This is a genomic window from Micromonospora sp. ATA51, assembly GCF_016802855.1.
Lineage (GTDB): Bacteria > Actinomycetota > Actinomycetes > Mycobacteriales > Micromonosporaceae > Micromonospora > Micromonospora sicca.
Genome location: NZ_JAEVHJ010000227.1, coordinates 1 through 11,051 on the forward strand (window position 1 = coordinate 1; position 11,051 = coordinate 11,051).

Annotated in this window: 11 protein-coding genes and 1 riboswitch; of the genes, 6 read left to right on the plus strand and 5 right to left on the minus strand. The window is 72.4% G+C overall.

Translation table 11 applies throughout. The annotated features are described in order from the left end of the window. Nucleotides 1–167 precede the first annotated feature (167 nt). Nucleotides 168–821, plus strand: coding sequence for a GTP cyclohydrolase II (gene ribA, locus JNW87_RS27105; RefSeq protein ID WP_109805609.1), 654 nt, complete (start codon nt 168–170; stop codon nt 819–821). Continuing rightward, nucleotides 818–1,510: a dihydrofolate reductase family protein gene (locus JNW87_RS27110; RefSeq protein ID WP_109805610.1), complete on the plus strand. Its 693-nt coding sequence runs from the start codon at nt 818–820 to the stop codon at nt 1,508–1,510. The genes ribA and JNW87_RS27110 overlap by 4 nt, the downstream gene beginning before the upstream one ends. A gap of 111 nt (nt 1,511–1,621) precedes the next feature. On the opposite strand, the gene JNW87_RS27115 is transcribed toward JNW87_RS27110, so the two are convergent. The 5 genes from JNW87_RS27115 to JNW87_RS27130 form a co-directional block, all read right to left on the minus strand. Next, on the minus strand, nt 1,622–2,374 hold the full coding sequence (locus tag JNW87_RS27115) for an amino acid ABC transporter ATP-binding protein (RefSeq protein WP_109805611.1): 753 nt from the start codon (nt 2,372–2,374) through the stop codon (nt 1,622–1,624). Beyond that, nucleotides 2,371–3,174, minus strand: coding sequence for an amino acid ABC transporter permease (locus JNW87_RS27120; protein WP_109805612.1), 804 nt, complete (start codon nt 3,172–3,174; stop codon nt 2,371–2,373). The genes JNW87_RS27115 and JNW87_RS27120 overlap by 4 nt, the downstream gene beginning before the upstream one ends. Before the next feature lie 40 nt (nt 3,175–3,214). Next, entirely contained in the window at nt 3,215–4,087 is an 873-nt protein-coding gene (locus JNW87_RS27125; protein ID WP_238454657.1) for an ABC transporter substrate-binding protein, read from the minus strand. A 105-nt stretch (nt 4,088–4,192) separates the two neighbouring features. Continuing rightward, nucleotides 4,193–4,324 carry a hypothetical protein gene (locus tag JNW87_RS39805; RefSeq protein WP_255544393.1) on the minus strand — a complete coding sequence of 44 codons (132 nt, stop codon included), beginning with the start codon at nt 4,322–4,324 and terminating at the stop codon, nt 4,193–4,195. 32 nt (nt 4,325–4,356) lie between these two features. After that, nucleotides 4,357–4,468, minus strand: a riboswitch (SAM riboswitch). 100 nt (nt 4,469–4,568) lie between these two features. Continuing rightward, nucleotides 4,569–6,125: an NAD(P)/FAD-dependent oxidoreductase gene (locus JNW87_RS27130; protein ID WP_238454658.1), complete on the minus strand. Its 1,557-nt coding sequence runs from the start codon at nt 6,123–6,125 to the stop codon at nt 4,569–4,571. A gap of 239 nt (nt 6,126–6,364) precedes the next feature. On the opposite strand from JNW87_RS27130, the gene JNW87_RS27135 reads away from it, so the two are divergent. From JNW87_RS27135 to JNW87_RS27150, 4 genes are read left to right on the plus strand one after another with little or no spacing between them, the layout of a single operon-like run. After that, entirely contained in the window at nt 6,365–7,666 is a 1,302-nt protein-coding gene (locus JNW87_RS27135; RefSeq protein ID WP_236648496.1) for a hypothetical protein, read from the plus strand. A 43-nt stretch (nt 7,667–7,709) separates the two neighbouring features. Continuing rightward, nucleotides 7,710–8,282 (plus strand): PadR family transcriptional regulator, encoded by a 573-nt coding sequence (locus JNW87_RS27140; RefSeq protein WP_109805262.1) that lies wholly within the window; start codon nt 7,710–7,712, stop codon nt 8,280–8,282. Next, nucleotides 8,279–10,255, plus strand: a complete 1,977-nt coding sequence (locus tag JNW87_RS27145) for an acyl-CoA dehydrogenase (RefSeq protein WP_238454659.1) — start codon at nt 8,279–8,281, stop codon at nt 10,253–10,255. Before JNW87_RS27140 ends, JNW87_RS27145 begins: the two co-directional genes overlap by 4 nt. A gap of 9 nt (nt 10,256–10,264) precedes the next feature. After that, nucleotides 10,265–10,807, plus strand: a complete 543-nt coding sequence (locus JNW87_RS27150) for a GNAT family N-acetyltransferase (RefSeq protein ID WP_109800765.1) — start codon at nt 10,265–10,267, stop codon at nt 10,805–10,807. Nucleotides 10,808–11,051: the final 244 nt, after the last annotated feature.

The window sequence follows — 11,051 nt, forward strand, 5'->3', positions numbered from 1 at the left end:
GACATCGCCCTGCACACCCCACACCACAAGGTGAAGCAGATCCTGCAGGACAGGACCGATCGCCACCGGACCAGACTGCCGGTCCAGGACTCCAGCCCGACCAACCTCGGGCGGAGAGCGAACTATCCGAACCGCTCAGCAATGAGCAAGAAGTAGGAAGCAGAGCAATGGACGAAGCGCTGCCGGCTGCGACGGTCCGGACCCAGGTGACGGTGCCGCTGCGGTTCCCCGACGGGTACGTCACGGACGCCCGGGTCTTCTCGTTCGACGGGCTGGTGGACGGCCGGGAGCATCTCGCGTTCGGCCTCGGTGACTGGGCGGCGACCCTGGACGGGCAGGCCACCGGCGGTCCGCCGCCCCTGGTGCGGCCGCACAGCGAGTGCCTGACCGGGGACGTCTTCGGCAGCCAGCGCTGCGACTGCGGCCCGCAGTTGCGGGAGGCCGTCGAGCGCATCGCCGAGGCCGACGGCTTCCTGCTCTACCTGCGGCAGGAGGGGCGCGGCATCGGCCTGTACGCCAAGCTCGACGCGTACGCCCTGCAGGACGCCGGCCTGGACACCTACGAGGCGAACCTGGCGTTGGGCCGGGGCGCCGACGAGCGCGACTACCGGGTGGCCGCGCAGATGCTGGCCGCGCTGGGCGTGTCCCGGGTCGCCCTGCTCAGCAACAACCCGGACAAGGCCGACCAGCTCGACCGGTTCGGCGTGACGGTGGCCGAGCGGGTGCCGACGGGCGTGCACCTGTCCCCGGCCAACGCCGGCTACCTGGCGGCGAAGGTCCGCCGCGGCGACCACGCCCTCGACCTCCCGTTCGTGCCGTGACCGGCCGGCCGTACGTGCTGCTCAGCTGCGCGATGTCGATCGACGGGTACATCGACGACGCCTCGGCCGAGCGGTTGCTGCTGTCCAACGCCGACGACCTGGACCGGATCGACGCGGTCCGGGCGGGCTGCGACGCCATCCTGGTCGGCGCGGTCACCGTCCGCCGGGACGACCCGAGGCTGCTGGTGCGCTCCGACCGGCGCCGGGCCGAGCGGGTGGCCCGGGGCCTCCCGCCGTCCCCGGCGAAGGTCACGGTCACCGCCAGCGGGGACCTCGACCCGGCGGCCCGCTTCTTCACCATGGGCGAGGCGACGAAGCTGGTGTACTGCCCGAGCGGCGCGCTGGAGAAGACCCGGGAGCGGCTGGGCGGGGTGGCGACGGTGGTCGACGCCGGCGAGCCGGCCGGTCCCGGTACGCTGCTTGCCGACCTGGCCGCCCGGGGCGTACGCCGGCTGATGGTCGAGGGCGGCGGCACTGTGCACGCGCAGTTCCTCAGCGCCGGACTCGCCGACGAGCTGCACCTGGTGGTCGCGCCGTTCTTCGTCGGCGACGGCCGGGCGCCGCGCTTCGTCGGGGACGGCAGTTTCCCCTGGCACCCCGGACGGCGTGCCCGGGTGCTGGAGGTCCGCCAGATCGGCGACGTGGTGCTGACCCGGTACGCCCTCTCCGACCGCTGCCCCGAGGCCTGAGCTCCGGCTGCGGATGCCGCCCAATCGGGAACCGCTCACCAGGCACGGGGGTGGGTCGGACCCGAGCAGCTCGGCGCCGATGTGGACCGCCTCGGCGAGCGCCGGCAGGGGCTAGAGCACCTGGGCGAGGAAGCGGCGCAGCCGGGGGTGCTCGGGGGATTCGAAGATGGCGGCCGGCTCGCCGGCCTCGAGGACCACGCCGTGGTCCATGAAGGCCACCATGTCGGCGACCTCGCGGGCGAAGCCCATCTCGTGGGTCACCACTACCATGGTCATGCCGGCGGCGGAGAGGTCGGCCATCACCCCGAGCACCCCCTTCACCAGCTCCGGGTCGAGCGCCGAGGTCGCCTCGTCGAAGAGCATCACCTGCGGTTGCAGGGCCAGGGCGCGGGCGATGGCCACCCGCTGCTGCTGACCGCCGGAGAGGTGCGCGGGACGGGAGTCGGCCTTGGCGGCCAGCCCGACCAGGTCGAGCTGGGTCCGGGCCACCTGCATCGCCTCGTCCTCGGAGAGCTTCCTGATCTTTCGCAGGGCGAGGGTGATGTTGCGCAGCACGGTCATGTGCGGGAAGAGGTTGAACTGCTGGAACACCATGCCGACCCGCTGTCGCAGCGCGTCCGGGTCGTCGCGCAGCACGCTGCGGCCGTCGAGCAGGACGTCGCCGGAGTCCGGCTCGATAAGGCGGTTGATGGTGCGCAGCAGGGTGGACTTGCCGGAGCCGGACGGGCCGATCACGCAGGCCGTCGCGCCCCGGGCCACGTCCAGTTCGGCGCCGCGCAGCACCCTGTTCGCGCCGAAGGCGAGGTGCACGTCCCGGACGCCGAGGCTGACCGAGGTCGTGGTGCCGGTGGTGGTGGTCGTCATCGCTGGTCCTCTCGCTGCGGCGCGGCGGTCTCCGGGGGCAGGGCGACCTGGCCGGCCACGGCCAGCCCGCCGTCGTCGTCGGGGTCGACGGTGACCGCGCGACCCTGGCGCAGGCGCCGGTCGATCCAGTTGACCGCGTGGGTCAGCGGCACGGTCAATGCCAGGTAGAACAGGCCGGCCAGCAGCAGGGCGGACTGGTTGCCGGTGTTCGCCGCGTAGTCCTGCCCGATCCGAAACAGCTCCCGCTGGCTGGCCAGCAGGCCGAGGAAGTAGACCAGGCTGGAGTCCTTGATCAGGGCGATCAGCTGGTTCACCCAGGCCGGCAGCACCCGCCGGACGCCCTGCGGGACGATCACCAGGCGCATCGCCTCGCCCCAGGAGAAGCCGAGCGCCCGGGCCCCCTCCAGCTGCGCCGCCTCGACGCTCTGGATGCCGGCCCGGAAGATCTCACCGATGTACGCGGCGGCGATCAGCGACAGCGCCAGGATCCCCAGCGGGTAGGGGTTCGGGCCCCAGACCTCCATGCCCAGTGGCGCCAGGCCGACGCCGATGAGCAGGATGGTCGCGGCGGCGGGCAGGCCGCGGAAGATGTCGGTGTAGACCCGGGCCGGCCAGCGCAGCCAGCGGCTACGGGAGATGCCGGCGATCGCCAGCAGCATGCCCAGCAGCGAGCCGAGCAGGGCGGCGGAGACCGCCAGGATCAGCGTGTTGGGCAACCCGACGGTCAGCATGTCGGGTAGCGCCTCGCGCATGGAGTCCCAGTCGAAGAAGGTCTCCCACAGGGTGCTCAACGGATCCATCGGAATCTCCTACCGCCCCGCTCGCTCGTGTTCGCGTACGTCAGGAAGCGGCCGACGCCGACGGCGCCGCCGGGCCCGGGACGGCGACCGTGCCGCTGCCGGGCTTGAAGTCGGCCGGGATCGGGCGGCCCGGGTAGTACTGCGCCTGAAGCTTCGTCCAGGTGCCGTCGGCGATGACCTCGTCGAGGCCCTTGTTCAGCGCCTCGCGCAGCTTGTCGTTCCCCTTCGCCACCGCGTACGCGGTCGGGGCCGGGCTGAGCTGCTTGGTCGCCACCGTGATCTTGCCGTTGCTGTCCGCGGCCGACTTGTCACCGATCTCGGCGGGGGCGATCCAGGCGTCGGCGGTGCCGGCCTTGAGCTGGTTGATCGCGCCGTTGTAGTCGGGCACCCGCACCGGGTTCAGGTTCTTACCGGTGGCGTAGTCGTCCTGCACGGTGCCCTGCACGACCACCACCCGCTTGCCGGCGAGCTGGTCGAAGCCGGTGATCGGCGAGCCGGCCGGCACGTCGAGTCCGAAGTAGCCGAAGTCGTAGCCGTTGCCGAAGTCCACGGTCTTCTTCCGCGCCTCGGTGATGGTGATCGACGAGCTGCCCACGTCGAACTTGCGGTTGTTGACCTGCGACAGCAGCGCCGAGAAGTCGGTGCCGACGAACTCCACCTTCAGCCCCACCTTGGCGGCGACCGCGGTGAGCAGGTCGTTGTCGAAGCCGGTGAACTTGCCGTCCTTCAGGTACACGTTCGGCGGGGCGTCGGTGAGCGTGCCGGCCCGCAGCACGCCGGGCTGGAGCAGGCCGTACGGGTTGGCGGCCTTGCCGGTGGCGGCGTCGTCGCCGCAGGCGGTGAGGCCGGTCGCGGCGAGGACGGCGGCGGCACCGAGCGCGGCGACGCGGGTCAGGGCGGGAAGGAATCGCACAGGTGTCTCCTGGGTCGGATGGCGGCGTGGGCGCACGCCGCCGACGGCAGGCCCGGGGGCGGGCGAGCCGGAGTGGGTGGTTCGAGGAAAGGGGGGTGGTGGCGCTCAGCGCGCGTCGGCGCGGCGACAGGCGTCGCTGCACACCCGCATCAGGTCGACGTGCCGGCGCTTGACCAGTGCGAAGCCGGCCGGGTACGCGACATGGTCGGCGAGCGGGGCGCGAGAGTGAGCAGACATGGTTCCCTCGGGTCGGTGATGACCTGAGTACCAGGCCACGCTTGCACCGGCGTGCTGCCGGTGCCTGGTCTTCACCCGGGGCACCCCACCGCGGAGGAGGGTTGCCGGCCAGCGAGCCGGGGCTTGACGCTGGCGCTCATGACCTGCCGAGAAGGCTAGCAGCAGCGCCACCCCGGCCGTCCAGCCGTTATGACCACGCTCACGTCCACCCGTTACCCGGCCCAGCGGGCGCGTCCCTACCGGCTCAGGGTCGGTGCGCCGACGTGGGGGTGGGGGTGGCCGCCCGCAGCGTGGCCACCCGTCGGAGCCCGTCGGGGTGGGCGGGCACGATCGGCGCGTCCCGTCCGGTGCCGTGCCGCCCGCCGCCGGTCGGGGAGGACGTCTTCTGCTCGTGGTAGTCCTGCTCCACGTTGACCGTCCAGACGTCGTGCCCGGCGCCGTGGGCGATGTTCTCGGCGGTCAGCATCGCCGTCAGCATCGAGTGGTCCTGGTTGTTGTAGCGGTGCATGCCGTTGCGCCCGACCGGGTGCACGTTCGGCACCTCGCGGGCCAGCCAGTCCCGGATCACGTCCACGTTGTGCTGGTACCGCTCGTCGTACACCGGGTAGGCCTTCGGCATCCGGACGACGTGGCCGGCCTCCACGCAGCCGGGCCGGACCAGGCCGAGCCGCTCCAGCTCCGCGGTGGCGAGGGCGACCAGATCCTCGTCGGGGGTACGCCACATCTCGTCGTCCTCGAAGACGAAGTACTCCAGCCCCAGGCAGGTGCGCCCGTCCTTGACCAGGTACGGCGACCAGCAGCCGAAGTTCTGGATCCGTCCCACCTTCGCCGCCGGGTCGTGCACGTAGATCCAGTTGTCCGGGAACGAGAACTCCTCGGGCACGACCAGCGCGACGGTCAGGAAGTCCCGGTAGCGCAGGTCGTCGGCCGCGGCGCGCACCTCGGGCGGGGCGGCCGGGCACAGCGCGTGGACCAGCGCGGAGATCGGCATGGACGAGATCACATGGTCGGCCGGCTCGGTCCGTTCCCCGGCCGCGTCGGCCACCGTCACGCCGGTGGCGCGCCGCGCCGCCGGGTCGCGGTGCACGGCCGTCACCGGGGTTCCGGTACGCACCGAGCCGCCCCGCTTCTCCACCTGCTCGGTGCAGCGCTCCCACATCATCCCGGGCCCGAACTTCGGGTACTGGAACTCCTCGATCAGGCTGGTCACGTCCTTGCGGTTGCGCCTCGGTAGCAGGGCGTTGAGCACCGCCTTGGACAACGACAGGTTCTTGATCCGCTGCGCGGCCCAGTCGGCCTGCAACTGGTCGGCCGGCATCCCCCAGACCTTCTCGGTGTACGTCTTGAAGAACTTCGAGTAGAGCCGCCAGCCGAACCGGGCCGACACCCAGCCCTCGAAGTGCGACTGGTCCTTCGGTGGCCGCAGCCGGGCCCGCCCGTACGAGCCGACGCAGCGCAACGCCTCGACGATGCCCAGGTTGCGCAGCGCGTTGGCGGCGTTGAGCGGGTAGTCGTAGAGCGCGCCCCGGTAGTAGATCCGGCTCATCCTCGGCCGGAGCAGGAAGTCCTCGTCGGGCAGGATCTCGTGCCAGAAGTCCTCGACCCGGGACACCTTGGTGAAGAACCGGTGCCCGCCGATGTCGAAACGCCAGCCGTCCCGCTCCACGGTGCGGCTGATCCCGCCGACCACGTCGTCGGCCTCGAAGACCCGGACCGGCTCGCCGTGCCGGAGCAGCTCGTACGCCGCGGTCAGCCCCGCCGGTCCGGCGCCGATCACGACGGTGCCGTTCTTCTCGCCCATGCTGTCCGAGCCCTCCGCCGCCGTCCGGTCAGTTGCGGCAGCGCGGTTACCCGGCCTGCCCCCGATTTCACCTTCCGGTGCGGCGCGAATCTCGCCGGTCCCCGGCCAGCCAGCCGCCCCGCGGCCCGCCGCGCCAGACGATCACTGCCGGGCAGGTGTCAACGGCCGTGAAACGGGGATGCCGGGCGACGGTTCGCGGCCCCGGGCGGTCGCGGGCGGGGGCGACGCGTGGGGGACGGATGGTGGACGGGCGGCGGGCCGGCGCGGCCGACGCGCCCGCCATGGACCGGCCGGAAGCGGAGGGCCGGCTGCGTCGCACCGGCCGGAGGTTGTCCGGGCTCGCCGCCCGGGTGCCCGCCCCGTGGGGGTTCGTGCTGGCGGTCTTCGTCGGTTCGAAGGTCGTGCTCAGCCTGGTCGGCGTGATCGCGTTGAGCGCCTGGGACGGCGTGCCCGGCGCGCCGCCCGCCGACGAGGTGATGATGCGCGTCCAGCAGGACGCCGTCTCGCCGTACCGGTGGATCTCGCTCTGGTTCGCCTGGGACTCGTTCCTCTACGACCACCTGGCCCAGCTCCCGCTCGACCGGCCCTGGCGGGACTTCGGCTTCCCGCTGCTGTATCCGTTCCTGGCCCGCCCGCTCGCGCCGCTGCTGGGTGGGCACACCGCGTGGGCCCTGCTGCTGGTCAGCAACCTCGCCCTGATCTTCCAGCTCTACTACGCCCACCAGCTCGGCGCCCGCCTGCTCGGGTCCGGCTCGGCGGGCGGACCGGCGGATGGCGCGGCGGGCGGCGACGACCCGGCGGCGGGTCGGCGCTTCGTCCGCTACCTGCTGCTCCTGCCGACCGCCTTCCTGTTCCAGGCGGCGCTGACCGAGTCGCTCTTCCTCTGCCTCGCGCTGGCCGCCTTCTGGTACGCCGAGCGGCGCCGCTGGCTGCTGGTGGGGATCGTCGGCTACCTCCTGGCGCTGAGCCGCTCGGTCGGCTTCCTGGTGGTGGTTCCCCTCGCGCTGGTCCTGCTGCGCCAGCACGGATACCGGCTGGACCCCCGCACGCTGGGGCGGTACCTGCGGCGGGGCTGGCCGCTGCTGCTCGTACCGGCCGGCTGGCTGACCTTCATGGCGTTCTGCCGCTGGCAGTCCGGCGATTGGTACGCGTACAAGCACGCCCAGGAGAAGGGCTGGGGGATCAGCGTGCAGAACCCGTTCCGGGTGGCCTACGCGGCGCTGACCGGGGACAACAGCGCCGACGCCCTGCGGGTCTGGTGCGCCGTGGCCGTCCTGGTGGTCGTCGTGGCCGGGCTGCGCTGGGCCGAGCTGCCGTACCTGGTCTACACGGCGATCGTGGTGCTGGTGCCGCTGTCGATGGGCCCGCCGGTGCACAAGAGCCTGCTGCGCTACCTGCTCGCCGCGTTCCCGGTCGGCCTGGTGCTGGCCCGGTGGGCCCGCCGGGCCACCCTCGACACCTGGCTGACCGCCGCGCTGGCGCTGCTCCAGGGAGCGCTCTTCGTGGTCTGGCTGACCTACTGGACGCACTTCATCATCTGAACCCGGCCTTGCTATGCAACGAGTTGCATAGCAAGATGCTGGCATGTCGCTGGAGCACGCCATCCTGGTCTCGCTGCTGGAGCAGCCCGCCTCCGGGTACGAGCTGGCCCGCCGCTTCGACCGCTCGATCGGCCGCTTCTGGACCGCCACCCACCAGCAGATCTACCGGGTGCTCAAGCGGATGGCGGCGGACGACTGGATCGCGGGCGAGGAGGTCGGCCAGGAAGGACTGCCCGACAAGAAGGTCTGGTCGGCCACGCCGGCCGGCCGGGCCGCGCTGGTCACCTGGCTGCGCGCCCCGGTACAACCCGAGGCGGTCCGGCACGAGCTGGCCGTCAAGATCCGCGGCGCCGCGTTCGACGACCCCGCCGGCCGCGCCGCGCTGGCCACCGAGGTCGAGCGGTACCGCGCCGACCACGAGGCCACCCTCGCCGGCTACCTGGCCGGCGAGCGCCGCGACTTCCCGGACCCCGACGCGCTGGACGCCCGCGAGTCGCTCCAGCACGTCGTGCTGCGCGGCGGCATCGCGTACGAGCGGATGGTGCTGGCCTGGCTCGACGACGTCCTGGCCACCCTCCGCGACCTCGACCCCCCGACCAGGAAGGCGACCCCGTGACCGACCCGCTGCTGCTCAACCCGCACAGCTACGACCCCACCCACCTCGACGAGCCCTCCCGCCGGCTGCTGCGGGCCACCGTCGACTGGTTCGAGTCTCGCGGCAAGCGGGCGCTCGTGGACGGCTACAACCGGCGCGACTGGTACGGCGACTTCCTCGACTTCGCCGCCAAGGAGGGGCTCTTCGCCACCTTCCTCACCCCGGCGGCGGACGGCGACGGCCACCCGGACAAGCGCTGGGACACCGCGCGCAACGCGGCGCTGAGCGAGATCCTCGGCTTCTACGGGCTCGGCTACTGGTACACCTGGCAGGTCACGGTCCTCGGCCTCGGCCCGGTCTGGCAGAGCGGCAACGCCGCCGCCCGGGCCCGTGCGGCCCAACTGCTCGACGAGGGCCACGTGATGGCCTTCGGGCTCTCCGAGCGCCCGCACGGCGCCGACATCTACTCCACCGACATGGTGCTCACCCCCGACGGCGCGGGCGGCTTCCGGGCCACCGGCGGCAAGTACTACATCGGCAACGGCAACGTCGCCGGGCTGGTCTCCGTCTTCGGCCGCCGGGCCGACGTCGAGGGTCCCGACGGGTACGTCTTCTTCGCCGCCGACAGCCGGCCCCCCGCGTACCGGCTGGTCCGCAACGTGGTGAACGCGCAGATGTACGTCAGCGAGTTCCGGCTGGACGACTACCCGGTCCGCGCCGAGGACCTGCTGCACACCGGCCGGGCCGCCTTCGACGCCGCGCTGAACACCGTCAACGTCGGCAAGTTCAACCTCTGCACCGCCTCCATCGGCATCTGCGAGCACGCCATGTACGAGGCGGTCACCCACGCCCACAACCGGGTCCTGTACGGCCGCCCGGTGACCGACTTCCCGCACGTCCGCCGCGAGCTGACCGACGCGTACGCCCGCCTGGTCGCGATGAAGCTGTTCAGCGACCGGGCGGTCGACTACTTCCGCTCGGCCGGCCCCGACGACCGGCGCTACCTGCTGTTCAACCCGATGACCAAGATGAAGGTCACCACCGAGGGCGAGAAGGTCATCGACCTGCTCTGGGACGTGATCGCCGCGAAGGGCTTCGAGGCGGACACCTACTTCGACAAGGCCGCCAGGGACATCCGGGGCCTGCCGAAGCTGGAGGGGACGGTGCACGTCAACCTGGCGCTGATCCTCAAGTTCATGGCGAACTACCTGTTCCAGCCGGCGGAGTTTCCCCCGGTGCCCACCCGGCACGACCCGACGGACGACGAGTTCCTGTTCCGGCAGGGCCCGGCCCGCGGCCTCGGCGCGATCCGCTTCCACGACTGGCGCGCCGCGTACGACGCGCACGCCGCGGTGCCGAACGTGGCCCGGTTCCGGGAGCAGGCCGACGGGCTCTGCGCGTTGCTCGCCGCGCACGCCCCGGACGAGGCACAGCAGCGGGACCTGGACTTCCTGCTCGCCCTCGGCCAGCTCTTCGCCCTGGTCGTCTACGGCCACCTCATCCTGGAGCAGGCGGAGCTGACCGGGCTGGACGGCGACGTGCTGGACGAGATCTTCGACCTGCTGGTCCGCGACTTCTCCGCCCACGCCACCGAGCTGCACGGCAAGGCGGCCACCACGGAGGAGCAGGCCGCCTGGGCGCTGGCCCACGTCCGACGCCCGGTGCGCGACGCTGAGCGCACCGCCCGGGTCTGGCGGCGGGTGGCCGCCTCGCCGGGACGTACGAGATGCGGCCCTGACGGCACGCCCGCGCCCGCCGGCTCGGGCGATCCCGGCGTCGCTCGATGGTCGCGTCGCTCGTGGTGGGCCCGGTTCCCGGAGCCGGCCGGACAAGGCACCCACCTGCGCTACGAACCTGATGACGCAGATGAATCACCGGCATCCGCCGGCCCTCAGCCGATCCCGCTACGTCATCAGGTCGTCGGCAGTGACCAGGAACAGCCCTGCCTGCCCGCCCAGCCCGCCCGGCCGCTGTGCGGGCGCTCGGGCTGTTAGGTTGCTGCCGTGTTCGCGATCGCCCTGACCCCTGACGCCGAGCTGCGTCCGCTCGACCCCTGGCGGGCCGAGGAGTTCCTGGCCAACCTCGACCGGTGCCGGAAGCACATCGCCCCGTGGGTGTCGCCGTCCTTCGTCGCCACCGACCCTGCGTCCGCGCGCCGGGTGCTGCAGAACTACGCCGACCGGTGGGCGCGGGACGGCGGCGGCATCTGGGGCATCTGGCTCGACGGCACGCTGGTCGGCGGTGTGCTCTTCGTGTCCTTCGACGTGACGACCGGGGTCTGCGAGGCCGGCTGCTGGCTGGAGCCGGGCGCGGAGGGCCGCGGCCTGGCCACGCTCGCCGCCCGCCGGATCATCGACTGGGCGATCCGGGAGCGCGGCATCCACCGGGTGGAGTGGCACACCAACGCGGCCAACGCCCCCAGCATCGCCGTCGCCCGCCGCCTCGGGATGCGCCGCGACGATACGCTCCGCCAGGTCCTCCCCGGTCCCGGCGGGCGGATCGACCTGGAGATCTGGTCGGTGCTGGCTCCAGAGTGGACGGCCTGACCCACGCCGCCTCCCGGCCCCCGGCCGCGCTCGACCGAGGTTTTGTCGTACCCGGACGTCAACATGCGTCCATGGCTGCCCCCGCCCTGGCCCACCGGACCGACCCGCCGCGCGCCCTGCCGCTGCGAGAGGTCCGCACCCGGCTCACCCAACTCGTCGCCCTGGCCGAGCTGACCGACACGGTCACCGTGGTCACCCGCGACGGTGATCCCCGGCCGGTCGCGGCGATCGTGCCCGCCTCCGC

What these genes read in the sequence shown, in the direction of transcription:
- ribA (WP_109805609.1), top strand. Translation starts at nt 168, where the DNA reads ATGGACGAAGCGCTGCCGGCTGCGACGGTCCGGACCCAGGTGACGGTG.
- JNW87_RS27115 (WP_109805611.1), bottom strand. Translation starts at nt 2,374, where the DNA reads ATGACGACCACCACCACCGGCACCACGACCTCGGTCAGCCTCGGCGTC.
- JNW87_RS27120 (WP_109805612.1), bottom strand. Translation starts at nt 3,174, where the DNA reads ATGGATCCGTTGAGCACCCTGTGGGAGACCTTCTTCGACTGGGACTCC.
- JNW87_RS39805 (WP_255544393.1), bottom strand. Translation starts at nt 4,324, where the DNA reads ATGTCTGCTCACTCTCGCGCCCCGCTCGCCGACCATGTCGCGTACCCG.
- JNW87_RS27130 (WP_238454658.1), bottom strand. Translation starts at nt 6,125, where the DNA reads ATGGGCGAGAAGAACGGCACCGTCGTGATCGGCGCCGGACCGGCGGGG.
- JNW87_RS27135 (WP_236648496.1), top strand. Translation starts at nt 6,365, where the DNA reads ATGGTGGACGGGCGGCGGGCCGGCGCGGCCGACGCGCCCGCCATGGAC.
- JNW87_RS27140 (WP_109805262.1), top strand. Translation starts at nt 7,710, where the DNA reads ATGTCGCTGGAGCACGCCATCCTGGTCTCGCTGCTGGAGCAGCCCGCC.